General features: G+C 41.5%; 13 protein-coding genes. 12 read left to right on the top strand and 1 reads right to left on the bottom strand.

Annotation, left to right across the window (positions count from 1 at the left end):
• Positions 1-60: 60 nt before the first annotated feature.
• From J2T13_RS25530 to J2T13_RS25485, 10 genes are all read left to right on the top strand, one after another.
• Positions 61-210, top strand: a complete 150-nt coding sequence (locus tag J2T13_RS25530) for a family 1 glycosylhydrolase (protein ID WP_429375451.1) — start codon at positions 61-63, stop codon at positions 208-210.
• A gap of 194 nt (positions 211-404) precedes the next feature.
• Complete coding sequence (locus J2T13_RS25525) at positions 405-2,024, top strand: PucR family transcriptional regulator (protein ID WP_429375449.1); 1,620 nt, start codon at positions 405-407, stop codon at positions 2,022-2,024.
• A 145-nt stretch (positions 2,025-2,169) separates the two neighbouring features.
• Positions 2,170-3,687, top strand: coding sequence for a factor-independent urate hydroxylase (gene pucL, locus J2T13_RS25520; RefSeq protein ID WP_429375447.1), 1,518 nt, complete (start codon positions 2,170-2,172; stop codon positions 3,685-3,687).
• Positions 3,672-4,019 carry a hydroxyisourate hydrolase gene (gene uraH / locus J2T13_RS25515; protein WP_429375445.1) on the top strand — a complete coding sequence of 116 codons (348 nt, stop codon included), beginning with the start codon at positions 3,672-3,674 and terminating at the stop codon, positions 4,017-4,019. The genes pucL and uraH overlap by 16 nt, the downstream gene beginning before the upstream one ends.
• Positions 4,020-4,033: 14 nt before the next feature.
• The gene (locus tag J2T13_RS25510) at positions 4,034-5,422 is read left to right on the top strand and encodes an allantoinase (protein WP_429375444.1); all 1,389 of its coding nucleotides are present in this window, start codon (positions 4,034-4,036) and stop codon (positions 5,420-5,422) included.
• A 1-nt stretch (position 5,423) separates the two neighbouring features.
• Positions 5,424-6,722 carry a M20 family metallo-hydrolase gene (locus J2T13_RS25505; RefSeq protein WP_429375442.1) on the top strand — a complete coding sequence of 433 codons (1,299 nt, stop codon included), beginning with the start codon at positions 5,424-5,426 and terminating at the stop codon, positions 6,720-6,722.
• Positions 6,709-7,956 carry a pyridoxal-phosphate-dependent aminotransferase family protein gene (locus J2T13_RS25500; RefSeq protein ID WP_429375440.1) on the top strand — a complete coding sequence of 416 codons (1,248 nt, stop codon included), beginning with the start codon at positions 6,709-6,711 and terminating at the stop codon, positions 7,954-7,956. The genes J2T13_RS25505 and J2T13_RS25500 overlap by 14 nt, the downstream gene beginning before the upstream one ends.
• Positions 7,946-9,544 (top strand): gamma-glutamyltransferase, encoded by a 1,599-nt coding sequence (gene ggt / locus J2T13_RS25495; protein WP_429375439.1) that lies wholly within the window; start codon positions 7,946-7,948, stop codon positions 9,542-9,544. The genes J2T13_RS25500 and ggt overlap by 11 nt, the downstream gene beginning before the upstream one ends.
• 42 nt (positions 9,545-9,586) lie before the next feature.
• On the top strand, positions 9,587-10,912 hold the full coding sequence (locus J2T13_RS25490; RefSeq protein ID WP_429375437.1) for a 5'-deoxyadenosine deaminase: 1,326 nt from the start codon (positions 9,587-9,589) through the stop codon (positions 10,910-10,912).
• A gap of 39 nt (positions 10,913-10,951) precedes the next feature.
• Entirely contained in the window at positions 10,952-11,917 is a 966-nt protein-coding gene (locus J2T13_RS25485) for an XdhC family protein (RefSeq protein WP_429375435.1), read from the top strand.
• 53 nt (positions 11,918-11,970) lie between these two features.
• Here J2T13_RS25485 and J2T13_RS25480 read toward each other — a convergent pair whose 3' ends face one another.
• Complete coding sequence (locus J2T13_RS25480) at positions 11,971-12,180, bottom strand: hypothetical protein (RefSeq protein ID WP_429375433.1); 210 nt, start codon at positions 12,178-12,180, stop codon at positions 11,971-11,973.
• A 447-nt stretch (positions 12,181-12,627) separates the two neighbouring features.
• Here J2T13_RS25480 and J2T13_RS25475 point away from each other — a divergent pair, with 447 nt between their 5' ends.
• Together J2T13_RS25475 and J2T13_RS25470 are read left to right on the top strand one after the other, a co-directional pair.
• Positions 12,628-13,356, top strand: coding sequence for a LytR/AlgR family response regulator transcription factor (locus J2T13_RS25475; RefSeq protein ID WP_429375431.1), 729 nt, complete (start codon positions 12,628-12,630; stop codon positions 13,354-13,356).
• Entirely contained in the window at positions 13,353-14,630 is a 1,278-nt protein-coding gene (locus J2T13_RS25470) for a sensor histidine kinase (RefSeq protein WP_429375430.1), read from the top strand. Before J2T13_RS25475 ends, J2T13_RS25470 begins: the two co-directional genes overlap by 4 nt.
• Positions 14,631-14,754 lie beyond the last annotated feature (124 nt).

Here is a 14,754-nt window from a genome sequence, read left to right as displayed (position 1 = left end):
GTTCTTTTGTCCATAATCCCATGTGTGCTCCCCAACCTTCCTATATATCTATTTTAATAGATTTGGGAGTTTACACAATCTATTTTACAGACTCACGGGTTTATATATGTAGATCTAGATGATGATGGGAATGGATCTTTACAACGATTTAGAAAAGATTCCTTTGCTTGGTATAAGCATGTTATTGCCACGAACGGTGAGCAATTATAAGTTAGAATCGATTCACAGAGACTATTTTTCACTTTAAAAGGTGAAGAATAGTCTTTTTTTCATGTGAAATGTTAAATTTCTAAGGATCTCACATTGTGATGTCAGTTCAAAATCTAAAATCGATGTTATAATATCTAACAACAGTAAAACGATTAAATGACACGTGTTGTTATATAGAATGGAGGTGTATGGTTATGCAACTTACGGTTAAAGAAGCGTTGGCTATTTATCCATTATGCGAAGGGACTCTTGTGGCAGGTTCTGAGGGTACCGGACGGGTCGTTAAGTCGGTCAATGTGATGGACGCACCGGATATCGCGGATTGGATTAAGACAGGGGAAATGTTGTTTACTACTGCCTTTGTGATGAAAGACAATCTCGGCGATGCGATCCATATGCTGAGAAAGTTGAATGAACGAGGTTGTGCCGGACTAGGAATCAAACTCGGAAGATTCTGGGAGAAGATCCCTCAAGATATTATCGATGAGGCGAACCGCCTACATTTACCGTTATTTGAATTACCGTTTCAATTCACCTTCTCAGATCAGATTAACGCATTGTTCAAAGCTGACTATGAGCGTAATACGATTTCTCTCCAAAGTATTGTAGCAAAACAAAAAAAGCTGATGCAGTTCGCTCTATTACATGAGAATCATCATGAAGCATTTGCTATGTTAGGCGAAATATTAGAACGTCCCATCGCGGTGATTGGTTCTAGAGGGCATGTTCTCTTTCAGAATGGAGATCTGCCGCGTGAAGAACTAACACAAGGTTGGCCATGGAAGGTCATTCATCATCGTGTGAGGTGGGTTCATGGAAGTAGTTATCGATTTCCGATTGTTCAGAAAGATGAGACACATGGTTTTCTGGTTGTCTATATTAACACCGCTATACCTGTGAAAGCAGAAGAAGAACTATTTCAGCAAGCGGCTGATGTGCTTGCATATTTTATGGATAAAATTTATCGCGAACCCCATCATTCAACTCATCATGATGAACTTCGTCATCTGATGACTCAGTATTTAACCCGCAAAATCACCTTAGATCCACTGAAAGAACGCATGGAAGTGCTAGGTATGAACCTCTTTGAGGACTCTTACCAATGTGTGTTAACAACGCTAGAGCAAATGCCATTCTCCTCGAACAAAGTGTTGAAGCAAATTCATCAAGAACTACAATATAATCCGTGGGTACACCTTGGGGCTTCTTATCATTTGCATACGGATGAAGGCATATTATCCATTTATGCATGCCCTTCGAATCGTGATTATGGAGATGAACTGTCACAGTTTATTTTAAATCGTTTTCAGGATTTGTTGGGAGGTAAGGGTTCTGATGCATCTACTATTCCACGATTCTGGATTAGTAAGTCCAAGTCAACACCGGATTCTCTTAGAGACGCTTATCAAGAGTGTATAGATACGAAACAACTTGCTGAACGATTCGGTATGAAGATGCCTGTACTGCAATTCGAAACGTTAGAATTCGCCTATGTGTTCCAATATGTACCTGATCATGTGATGTCGAATTTCTGCAATAAAATCCTGTCACCTTTACTATCAAAGGAGGGTGATTCTAATCTAGTCCTTATGAATACCTTGGAAGCATTCATTGAGAACGATTGTCTTATCAATGAAGCAGCGAAACAATTATATGTCCACCGAAACACGGTGACTTATCGGATGGAGAAGATCGGGACCTTGTTGCACATGGATTTTAAGCGCGTTGATGATCTTTTGAAATTAAAAATGGCCTTCACGTTTCGCAAATTTATGCAAAATAATAACTTGTTGAGTTACTCCGTTCGAGCATAAACCATGACAATTAAAAGGCGTCAGTCACAAAACATGTAGAACATGTTAGTTAATATAACAAAATTATGTGATATATATTTCTTCAATGAAGCATTCATCTTACAATTATAGTAACAACAGAGAATGAAGATGAGGAGGTAAATCTATGAAGGTCACATTAGAGCAAGTAAACTGCTGGAACTGCAGTAAATTTACAGAGGAGTTCGGGGGATTGTTCGAACGCTCTCCTTGGATTGCGGAGCAAGCATGGGTGAAGAGACCTTTTCTCTCTTTGGATCATATGTTTAATGTGATGAAGCATTTGGTGTTGAATTGGAGTGCTGAGCAGAAGCTCACATTACTTCGAAGTCATCCTGATCTGGGTACACGTCTTTCCATGAGTTCTGACTCTAAGAATGAACAGATCAGTGCTGGATTAGATTCACTTGACGCATCATTGTTCGCTGAATTAGAACGTTTAAACCAAGCGTATACATCGAAATTTTCATTTCCTTTTATAATGGCAGTGAAAGGTCAGTCTCCAGAAAGTATTGCCTCTACCATGAATATCAGGCTATCTCAGTCGTATGATCTGGAATTTGATGCAGCTCTACAGGAAGTGGTTAAAATTGCCTCGTTCCGTTTGGAGACATGGCGTCAAAATCATGAAATTGAGGGAGGAAGCACAATGAAATCATCGACTTTATTTGAAAGAACAATGTATTACGGAAAAGGTGACGTGTGGGTGTATCGGTCCTATGCTAAACCACTGACAGGCGTGTATGCGGTGCCGGATTCTTCTTTTGCAGGAAGACCAAATATACTGTTTGGAATGAACATTAAGGTGGCTGTCAAAGGAGAGGCGTTCTTAACTTCATTCTCTAAAGGGGATAACACCTTAATTGTGGCAACAGATTCAATGAAGAATTTCATTCTGCGTCAAGCCGGGCATTTCGAAGGAGCAACGATGGAAGGATTCCTCGAATTTGCAAGTCGGCGCTTACTTGAGACTTACCCACAAATGACAGGTGTTCAGATGACAGCCGATCAGGTGACTTTTGATTCTCTTCCTGTAGTGGATGGGGGCGGGTTCGTGCCAAGTGACCTTGTGTTTCGTTATTCTCAGGACGAACATGCTACAGCTGCTATCGAGATCGTTAGAGAGGGGGATGAAGTATGTATTCTGAACCATTTCAGCGGTGTTGCAGACCTTAAATTTATCAAAGTTCGTGGAAGTAGCTTCGCAGGCTTCGTGCGAGATGAATATACAACCTTACCAGAGACATATGATCGACCACTATTCATTTTCTTGAGTATTGGTTGGCGATATGAGGATGCATTGGATGGGATAGATGATGTACGTGGGAACTATGTAGATGCACAGCAAGTGCGTGATATTGCCGCTGCACTATTTCATGAACAGAATTCACCGTCCATTCAGAATTTAATCTATCGCATTGGGCTACGGATTCTTTCTTCCTTTCCTCATCTTGAAGAGGTGTGGTTTGAATCGAACAATAGAACATGGGAGACGATTGTCGAAACAATCGACGATAGTGAGGGGAGGGTATTCACGGAACCTCGTCCTCCATACGGTTTCCAAGGTTTCTCCATGACACGAGCTGATCTAGAGAATGCCGCGGATCAAGTCTCTACTGGAGAACTATTATGGCAGGAAAGCTGAGTACACACATCCTAGATATTGGCTTGGGAAAGCCTGCTTCTGGGATTCAGGTGGATCTTCTTGCAGTGCTTGAGGGTGGAGTGAAGGAACTACAGTGTACAGCTTATAGCAATGCAGAGGGTCGATTGGATGCACCGCTATCAGAAGAGTTAGTGGAAGGAATATATGAGCTACAATTTCATGTGGAAGACTATTTGATCCAACAAGGAAATCTTAGAACGCTACTATGGGATGTCATCCCGATTCGATTTAGGGTTACAAGGGATGGAGGCCATTATCATATTCCTCTACTGATTGCACCAGGAGGATATAGTACTTATCGGGGTAGCTAGAGAGGGGGAATCTTATGCCTAAGAAGAGATATGATTTGGTTATACAAGGTGGTTCAGTTGTTCTAAAAGAGAGCGTGGCAAAAGTAGATATTGGGATCTCACAGGGTGTAATTATCGCGATTGAGCCCGCTCTCCCTATAGAAGAAGCGGAGCTTGTATATGATGCCACTGGGCTACACGTATTACCGGGTATGGTAGATATCCATGTTCATTTCAATGAACCAGGCTTGGGTCAATGGGAAGGTTTCGCGACAGGTTCAGCAGCTCTTGCGGCAGGTGGATGCACGACTTATGTAGATATGCCACTTAACGGGATTCCCCCTACAATCCATGTATCAGCGTTGGAGCAGAAGATGTCTCTAGCAGAAAATACATCTTATGTGGACTACGGTTTATGGGGTGGCCTCGTACCGGGAAATCTAAATCAGTTGTCCGCTCTCGCTAGTCGTGGCGTGGTGGGATTCAAGGCATTTATGTCTGATCCTGGCGGCGAAGGTGCTGATATTTTTGCCCGCGCGGATGATATGACCTTACTGGAAGGGATGCAGGAGATTGCTAGCTTCGGTGGGATTCTTGCTTTACATGCCGAAAGTGATGAGATGATAACTGAATTATCAGCTAGAAAAAGATTCAACAATCAGACGAGTTCACGTGATTTCGCTGAATCGAGACCTGTTATTGCTGAGGTAGAGGCAGTGAGCAGAGCTCTTGTATTTGCTAGAGAGACTGGATGTTCTTTGCACTTCGTGCATATAAGTTCACGTAAGGCTGTGGATCTCATACATGAAGCGAAGCTGCAAGGAATGAATGTTACCGCAGAGACTTGTCCTCACTATTTATGTCTGACAGACAAGGCTATGGAGACTATCGGGGCCGTGGCTAAATGTGCTCCTCCACTACGTTCGCAGTCAGAACAGGACGCGATGTGGAGCGCGGTGCAAGAGGGGGGAATTGATGTAATTGCCTCTGATCATTCACCTTGTCCTCCATCTATGAAGTGGTCTTCTGATTTTTTTGAAATCTGGGGTGGAATCTCAGGGGCTCAGAGCAGTGTATTGCTCATGTTGGAAGAGGGGCATGTGAAGAGAGGGATCTCGCTACCGCAGATATCGAACTTATTATCGTATCAACCTGCTGCAAGAGTAGGACTTGATCATCGTAAGGGAGAGATTTCTGTAGGCATGGATGCGGATTTAGCGATTGTGAATATGAATCGTGGGTTCGTGTTAACGGAGGAAGATTTATTGTATCGGCACAAACAGAGTCCTTATATAGGTCGATCCTTTTCTTGTAGTATAGCGGCTACTTTCTGTCGTGGACATTTGGTCTATGATCTTGAAAATGGCGTGAGTGGCACTTCAGTGGGTACATTTGTCCCTCGTATGATCGGAGGAGAGAGTTAACATGTCTGAAAACGCTAAGTTGAAAGAATCTCAAATAGACTTGAACTCTTTTGAATCCTATGGACAACAATTAACTGAGATGTTGAACTGGCTTGCAAGCTTTGGTGCAGATGAGACAGGCGGGGTAACACGCTTACTCTACTCTGATTCGTGGAGACAAGCACAGCTGGAACTCGCAGAAGTGATGAGGAATTCAGGATTAGATGTTAAATTTGATGCGGTCGGTAACTTGATTGGAACTTTACAAGGATCAGATATCGCGACCCCACCTATTGTGACGGGATCACATGTAGATACTGTGATTTCAGGTGGTAAATATGATGGGGCATTAGGTGTGATTGCAGGGATTCTAGCGTTAGCTTATCTAAAAGAAAGATATGGAGCGCCCATCACAACCCTCAAAGTAGTGTCGCTATGCGAAGAAGAAGGGAGTCGATTCCCTTTAGCCTATTGGGGGTCGGGTAGTATGACAGGTATTCGCAAGTGGATGGATGTGGCGGATATCCAGGATAGGGATGGAATTCGATTCGAGGATGCGATGACGAAGGCTGGATATGGCATAGATGCAGGATTTCCTGTACCCTCCTGTGATTTCGGAGCCTATATTGAGCTTCATATAGAGCAAGGGTCTGTACTGGAACATAGCGGGAATGACATCGGATTAGTCACAGGTATCGTAGGTCAGAAAAGAATAGAAGTGACAATCAAGGGAGTAGCTAATCATGCAGGAACAACGCCCATGAGGTGGCGTAAGGATGCTCTTGCCGGTGCAGCTTCTATGATTACAGCCCTAGAGCAATTGGCTCTAGAGGAAGGTGGGTCTATTGTTGCAACCGTTGGACAGATCTCGGTATCTCCTGGTACACCCAATGTTATTCCTGGAGAAGCCTATTTCACCCTAGATATACGCCATTCAGATGTTGGGGTGCTGAATGATTTTTGTGAACGAGTACATGGTTCTTTCCTTGATATAGCTGAAATACGAGAGCTAAATTTAGTATGGGTTGAACGTCTATTTGCTGAACCTATTCCGATGAATGAAATGATGATCGTTGATTTGGAGCGTATATGTGTAACGTCTGGATTATCTGCGATACGCATGTCTAGTGGGGCAGGGCATGATGCCCAGATTTTTCAGCCCAATTGTCCGACAGCCATGATATTTGTGCCCAGTGAGAATGGCATTAGTCATAGTCCACTTGAATATACAGCACCTGAACAAATGATCCAAGGGTTTCGGGTGTTAACCCAAATACTGTATCAATATGGATACGGAGGAGAGAATCATGAACCATTATAACGAGTTATCCCCTCCTCTTCGCACCATCATGACCCCGGGTCCTGTAGAAGTTGATCCAAGAGTGCTGCGGGCGATGTCTTACCCGATATTAGGTCAATTCGACCCTGAATTCACAACGTTAATGAATACCACGATGGAGATGCTACGGGAAGTGTTCCAGACAAGCAATAGATGGAGTTACCCTGTAGATGGGACATCGCGTTCAGGAATAGAGGCTGTTCTAGTTAGTCTGATCTGTCCGGGGGACAAAGTGCTTGTACCGATCTTCGGTCGCTTCGGACATCTGCTCGTGGAGATTGCTGAACGTTGTGGTGCGGAGGTTGTCTGGATGGAGACGGAATGGGGAACTGTATTTGATCCCGAGACCGTAATTAAGGCTATTCATGAACATAAGCCTGCCATTGTGGCTATGGTTCACGGTGAGACATCAACAGGACGGATGCAGCCACTATCTGAGATTGGCCACACATGTAGGGAACTTGATGTTCTACTCGTGATTGATGCTGTAGCAACTATAGGTGGGACACCTGTGGAGACAGACGCTTGGATGTTAGATGCCGTCATCGGTGGGACGCAGAAGTGTATTTCGGTCCCTTCCGGTATGGCACCTATGACTTATAATGATCGTGTTGAGCGTAAATTGTTGTTACGCAAAAGGATTGAACGGGGCCTGCGTGACCCGCTGGTTAAACAAGCTCAGGTTCAGACAATCTCAAGTAATTATCTTGATCTTAGTCAGCTTCAAGACTATTGGAGCCCAGCTCGATTGAACCATCACACGGAATCAACTTCCATGTTATATGGATTGTATGAGGGACTACGTATTCTACTTCAGGAAGGATTGGAGCCTCGTTATGTCAGACATAAACTGAATGAAGCGGCTCTTATGGCCGGCATAGAAGGCATGGGACTTCAATTATATGGAGATCCGAAATGTAAGCTGCCTGTAGTGACTTGTATTGTCATCCCTGAAGGTCTGGAGGGAGAAAACGTACGGTCGATGTTGTTGAATGATTTCGGAATTGAAATTGCTAGTTCATTCGGTCCGTTAAAGGGGAAGATATGGCGCATCGGTACGATGGGGTATAGTTGCAATCGTAAAAATGTGCTGCATACGCTTGCTGCTCTCGAAGCGACATTGACGTATTTCGGTCTGAAACTTCCAGTAGGGGAAGCTGTACAATCTGCACTGCATGTATATGGAGGTAGAGGGGGACTAACCAATGTTGAATAGTATGCCTACATCGCGGCGAGCGATGGTTACAACTCCGCACCATTTAGCGAGTAGTGTGGGGAGTGCTATTCTCCAATCCGGAGGTAATGCTTTTGATGCAGCTGTTGCCATTAGTGCGGCGCTTGGTGTGGTCTATCCTCATATGACCGGCATGGGTGGAGATGCGTTCTTTGTGGTTCATCATGGCGCTTCGGGTACTTTCGAGGGCTTCAATGGAAGCGGGAGGTCAGCTGCACAGGCGACACCTGATAAGTTCAGAGAGCTTGGATTCGAAGCGATCCCACGTCGGGGTGTGCTAAGTGCCATTACGGTTCCTGGTATGGTGGACACATGGTGGCAAGTATGGAGTCGTTATGGCCGTCTTCCTTGGAAGCAACTATTAGAACCAGCTATTCTTTATGCGGAACAAGGATTTCCAATCTCACCGGATCTACACTTTTGGATGGTTCGAGATGAGACGTGGATTATGGGGAATGCGGCTCTGCGTAAAGTCTACGCCTATGATGGTGAATTGCTTACAGAAGGAGACGTACTTATCCAGTCGGATCTTGCCGCTTCTTTAAGGTTGATAAGTGAACAAGGTGCAGCTACCTTTTATTCAGGGGAATTAATGCATAGCATGATCTCTGCTATTCGAGCAGACGGAGGGTTATTGGAGGAGGGGGATTATATCACGCATCATGGTGAGTGGGTAGAACCCTTAATGTCGACTTATCGTCAATATGAGATTTATCAGATGCCCCCTAATTCTCAAGGTTTCTCGATGTTGATGATGCTTAATATGCTTGAAAATATCGAGGTTAAAGATATCCCTAGAAACTCTGCACAATTCTATCATGTCATGACAGAGGTGATTAAGAAGGCGTTTCAAGATCGTGATTTATTCTTGACTGATCCTGAGTTTAGAGAAATCCCGATTGATCAGCTCTTGTCTAAGGTTTATGCATTAAAACTTTGGAAAGAGTTATCTGTTTCTCCAGAAGTGGCAACACCTTATCTATCGCAAGCGATGGGGCAGGATACAGCCTACGCAGCGGTTGTCGACGAAGAAGGAAATGCCGTCTCTTTTATTCAAAGTTTATATTTTGATTTCGGATCGGCTTACATTGCCGGTGATACGGGGATTATTATGCAGAATAGAGGGTCGTTCTTCTCGATGGATGAGGGGAGTCCTAATATACTCGAACCCCATAAACGGAGCTTCCATACTTTGATGCCTACGATGGTATCTAGAGAAGGACGTCTGCATATGCTTCTTGGAACACAAGGAGGAGAGGGGCAACCTCAGACTCAACTGTCCATATTAACGGGCGTGTTAGACTATGGGCTTAACATTCAAGAAGCCATTTCTCTACCTAGGTGGCTGTATGGGCGTACTTGGGGTGATAGCAGTGACACACTGAAATTAGAATATCGACTAGGATTGGATGACGTTCATGTGAAGTTGCAGGAGTGGGGTCATGCCGTTGAAATGGTTAGTGAATGGGATGATCGGATGGGCCAAGCACAAGGCATAGTGATTCATGAACAAGGAACGATTAGTGGCGCAGCCGACCCTAGGGCAGATGGAAGTGCTATTGGCTGGTAGATTAAATATGAAGTGATGTAGTTGAACCCGGGAGGGATGCATATGAGTAGGATACTCATTACAGGTGCACAGATCGTCACCATGAATCCACAAGCTGAGATTCTGATCGGTGACTTATTAATGGAGAATAATCGAATTATTGAGATTGGGAGAGATTTTGACGTCGTAGGAGTGGATCAGACGATAGATGGACGCGGAAAGGTTCTATTACCGGGTTTTGTGCAGACACATATTCATTTGTGCCAGACTCTTTTTCGTGGCAGAGCAGACGATTTAGAACTAATGGACTGGCTAAGGACAAGAATTTGGCCACTGGAAGCGGCACATGATGAAGAATCGGTCTATTATTCAGCATTACTGGGGATTGGTGAGTTAATCTCAAGCGGGACTACGACTTTACTTGATATGGAGACGGTTCACCATACGGATTCTGCTTTTCAAGCTATGGCTCAGAGTGGAATTCGGGTTATATCAGGTAAGGTGATGATGGATCACGGAACGGAAGTGCCCGAACCACTTCGAGAAAAAACGGCCGTTTCATTACAGCAAAGTGTCGATTTGTTAGAGAAATGGCACGGTTATGATGGAGATCGGATCCAGTATGCGTTCTGTCCGCGTTTTGTCGTGTCATGTACAGAAGAGTTACTAACAGAAGTTCGAGACTTGTCTAATCGGTATCAGGTTAAAGTGCATACACATGCTTCGGAGAACCGTGGAGAAATAGCGCTTGTAGAGCAAGAAAGAGGGATGCGAAACATTGTATACCTGGATCATATTGGACTCGCAACACCAAGGCTTATTCTAGCGCACTGTGTCTGGTTGAATGAAGAAGAGAAGCAGATCATCCACCGGAGAGGGGTAAAGGTTACCCATTGTCCGGGTTCCAATATGAAGTTATCCTCTGGCATAGCAGAAATTCCTGATTTATTGAAACGAAATATAAAAGTTGGAATTGGTGCCGATGGGGCGCCGTGCAACAATAATCTAGATATGTTTCAAGAAATGCGTCATACGGCTCTTATTCATAAGGTGGAGCATGGACCTACGGTGATGGATGCCAGAACGGTTCTTCGGATGGCAACGATGGGCGGGGCTGAAGTACTGGGGCTCGAACATGAAATTGGAAGTTTAGAAGTAGGTAAGAAAGCGGATATGGTACTTTTAGATTTGGATGACTTTCACACCTACCCTTCCTTTGATACCGATGTATATTCACGGGTGGTATATTCTACAACACGTAGCAATGTTGAGACGGTGATTATCGATGGCAAAGTGGTGCTAGAGAATCGTAAAATCAAGAGCATGGATCGCGGGATTGTATTACGTGAATCAGATCGTTCCATTGAGAGACTCCTCAAAAGAATATAGATAGATGAATGAAAGAAAGGAGTGTGGAGACCCATGGAAATGAGCGATATTTGTGCAGCAATTCAACAAGAGACACAGCGATGTGTACTTGCCACGATTATTGAGGTAGAAGGTCATGCCTATCGTAAAGAAGGGGTCTCCATGCTGTTCATTGAGCAAGGTCATGCCCTTGGTAATATAAGTCCAGGTTGTCTGGAGAATGACTTGCAGGCACGTGTAACTTCAATATTGGATGAAGGTAAAGCATGCAAAGTAGAATACGATATGCGCCCGACAGACGACATGATGTGGGGTGAGAACATTGGATGCGGTGGACGGATTATGGTGTTACTTGAGCCAATCATGGGCGAATTGAGAACCATCCTCTCACAGATGGATGACATGTTCAATCGAGGTGAAAGTGTGCAACTAGAACGGATGATAAGGGAACAAGATCTAGAGGTGACCTACCATCTGCAGTCGTTCACTTCAACATCACCCATAGTATCCACCATGGTAGAGAGTATGGCTGAGGGTGGGGATGAATCAACGCATGGGCTTGTATCTGTGTTAAGCACCTATTATTCGAAACCACGCCTAATCATACTGGGGGCAGGTGATGATGTGATCCCTGTTGTGAAGTTGGCTATGCGGATTGGATTCAGAGTGACCGTTGCCGATTGGCGTAGTGAACTCTGCATAACTTCAAGATTTCCTGGGGCTACATTATTCATCGATTTTCCAAGCTCGTTATTCAATAAGCTACATATTACTCATGCCGATTATGTTCTACTCCTTAGTCATCAATTTCAACGTGAGCGTGAGTTCTTAGAACTTTTGCAAGAGGTACCTTGTGCTTATGTGGGCATTATGGGATCTAAGGAACGTACATCTAGACTGATGGAGGGACTGAGTCCTTTCCCTACACTCTCATCTCCTGTGGGGAAAGATATCGGAGCAGAGGGTCCAGAAGAAATTGCAATTAGTATAGCGGCAGAGCTTGTAGAATTGAAACGAAGTCGTTAAATCATAGGTCACGAGATTAGTTGAAGGACACCTTGATGTGTCTTTTTTTACGGTTAAATGGTTAATGGCTTAAGGAAACAGATATGAATTGGCGATTGAGAAGGCTTTAAGAGTTCCCTAGTTGCTTCGTCAGGATCTTGAATCACTCTTACTAAAGCGACTTCTTCGACGAACTGAATGGTATCCTCGGTATGAGAGTCAAGGAGTTCAAACAAGACGTATTGGTTAGGGTAGAGTGTACGAACTTCTTGCCATTTCATCATTATCACGCCCTTATCGTATTTTGGACATAACATGTTTAAAAAAACTTCGGAAAATAAAATTCAATATTATGAAAAAAATGTTATATTATATAAAAATAAGGATGCACGCTCAGTATGTATAATCAAAAGGAATTAATGGTTTATAGAGCGTTTAATTATATTAAACAGATATGGAAAAAATAAAATTTACGGGTACCTATTCGAGATTTGATGAGGTACTCCTCTTTTGGATGTTCAAAAAACATTATTAGATCAAGGCTTATGATGTATGAAATTGATTCAACATAGTATACAAAAGAATAGTTTTATCAATATAATTTCGAATAACTAATATGATATTTAATAACAACGGAGACAGTAAGTTAGGTGGTTTTGAAGGCGTTTCGCAAACTATTGTACAGACTCTTTTATCGTACGATTATTATTTTTTTTAGGGAGGTTAGACAATTGATAAGAATCTGTATTTGTGATGACGAGCAATTACATAGTTCTAAATTAGAGAAGATTATTATGGATAGTGCAGGTTTGTACCAAAACATAGAGTTAGATATTGACATTTATGGATCCGGAAAATCATTATTGGAAGCTTTAAATACTAGAAACGAAGAATATCAAATATTATTTTTAGATATTGAAATGGGTTATTTAAATGGAATCGAGGTCGCTAGGGAAATTAGAAAAATAGACAAAAATATGATTATCATTTATGTTACCAGCTATGACAATTACACCATGGAAAGCTTTGAAGTTTCACCTTTTCGATACATACTAAAACCTATACAAGAAGAACAAATAAGTAAAGTATTACTCCACGCAATTGATGAGGTTACAAGAAATAACCAGTATTTATTCTTCAAATCTCAAAATCTCAACTATCAAATCAAAAGTGAAACGATTCTATCAATTTTATCTGAAAAAGGTAGGATTATACATGTCATAACGAGTGATGACGAATTTTCATTTTATGGAACAATAAAGGAAGTTGAGGAAATGGTTGATCCGTCATCTTTTATAAAGGTAAATCAAGGAACAATTTTGAATTTAAACTATATTCATATTATTTCGGGGACAGATGTTATTCTCACAAATAAAGAGAATTTCGCAATTAGTAGAGGGCAGAGAAAAATAGTCAAAGATGCCTATAACAATTTCATAAAAAGGAGGATTGGATTTTGAGAAACATTGAGGTTATAAGCATTGCGATTCTAGCTATTCTGTATACGCTTGTTCAGGTAACATCTATTTCTATTTATTTCAATGGATTTCTTAACCTTAGAAGTTCAAAGTATAAATTTTATCTATTAGTATTTCTCTCTATGGGAGTAATAAAATTTTTATCTAGTGACACAAATTCCATTGTTAGATTGTCTTTATTTGTTATTCTTTTGAGCATCTGTATTCTTTATTCATTTTATGGATCAATGGCTCAAAAAATCTATCACATTATCTTTTTTTCTCTAATAACTACATTGGCAGATTTGGCTCTGTCTATTGTTACATATAATTACGATCAAAAATTTGAAAGTCATTTGTTTATTATGCTTGCAGTATATTTTAGTGCGAACTTTTTGTCGTTGCTAATTGTAATGTTGTCGGTCAAGCTTTTACTCTATTTTAAATCTGATAATGAAATAGGATTAAGTAATAAGGAATGTTTGCTATTAAGCATTGTGCCTTGTCTGTCATTATTGAGTATATATTGGATTTTTCAATATAAAGATATCAATCAATTCATTCCATGTATTTTTTTGTTAATCGTCAATGTGTGCATCATGTTGATTTACAATAGTTTAGAAGGGAAAAATTTTCTTATACATAAGTACTCCATGATCGAAGCCCAAAATAAATATTATGAAGAGAGCTTAGAAAATCAAAGAGAATTGTCTAAGCTAAAACATGATCTGAAAAATATTTTAGTGAATATAGCATATGGCTTAGAGAGAAAAAAAACAGACGAGGTAAGAGAGGAGCTTCAGGAGTTATTGAAGACAAATGTATTCGCATATAGATTGTTATCAGGGTGTATACCGATAGATGCCATTCTTAATAGTAAACTAGAACAAATCAAGAAGCTTAATATAGACTGCACGTTAGACCTGCAAGTTCCCCATGACTTAATTATAGAACATACAATTGATCTAGCTGCCATTTTAGGAAATCTTTTAGATAATGCAATTGAAGCAGTGCTTAGATTAACAGAAGAAACAAAAAAGGAAATTACAATTAATATAAAGTTTAGTGAGAGTAAGTTATTCGTAATTATTGTAAATTCGTCTAATAACATTAATGTAGACTTCTCGTATGGGACATTAATTTCTGAAAAAGGAAAAAATAGGTATGGTATTGGAATTAGTAGTATAAATGAAAGAGTTAAAAAGTTAAAAGGTTACTCTGACTTCTCTTATGATGATGGTTATTTTAATTCAATAGTAGTTTTGCCGGTTTCATAAAAAGGATGCTATTAATACATGGGTACCCGCCCCCTGTGTCATAATAGTTGTCGTACCCCTCAATAGAATGTAATGTAGTTGAAAAGAGAGAATGAGGTGGAACGGCAATGGCTAGATATAGTAA

The sequence above is a fragment of the Paenibacillus sp. DS2015 genome (assembly GCF_050433705.1).
In the GTDB taxonomy this organism is placed as follows: Bacteria; Bacillota; Bacilli; order Paenibacillales; family Paenibacillaceae; genus Paenibacillus_AQ.
The sequence above is the reverse complement of the archived record's forward strand: the minus strand, read 5'-3'. Positions and strand labels throughout refer to the sequence as shown.

Bases quoted from the DNA above. Each gene is read 5' to 3' on its own strand.
- J2T13_RS25525 (WP_429375449.1), top strand. From the start codon at position 405: ATGCAACTTACGGTTAAAGAAGCGTTGGCTATTTATCCATTATGCGAA.
- pucL (WP_429375447.1), top strand. From the start codon at position 2,170: ATGAAGGTCACATTAGAGCAAGTAAACTGCTGGAACTGCAGTAAATTT.
- uraH (WP_429375445.1), top strand. From the start codon at position 3,672: ATGGCAGGAAAGCTGAGTACACACATCCTAGATATTGGCTTGGGAAAG.
- J2T13_RS25510 (WP_429375444.1), top strand. From the start codon at position 4,034: ATGCCTAAGAAGAGATATGATTTGGTTATACAAGGTGGTTCAGTTGTT.
- J2T13_RS25505 (WP_429375442.1), top strand. From the start codon at position 5,424: ATGTCTGAAAACGCTAAGTTGAAAGAATCTCAAATAGACTTGAACTCT.
- J2T13_RS25500 (WP_429375440.1), top strand. From the start codon at position 6,709: ATGAACCATTATAACGAGTTATCCCCTCCTCTTCGCACCATCATGACC.
- ggt (WP_429375439.1), top strand. From the start codon at position 7,946: ATGTTGAATAGTATGCCTACATCGCGGCGAGCGATGGTTACAACTCCG.
- J2T13_RS25490 (WP_429375437.1), top strand. From the start codon at position 9,587: ATGAGTAGGATACTCATTACAGGTGCACAGATCGTCACCATGAATCCA.
- J2T13_RS25485 (WP_429375435.1), top strand. From the start codon at position 10,952: ATGAGCGATATTTGTGCAGCAATTCAACAAGAGACACAGCGATGTGTA.
- J2T13_RS25480 (WP_429375433.1), bottom strand. From the start codon at position 12,180: ATGATGAAATGGCAAGAAGTTCGTACACTCTACCCTAACCAATACGTC.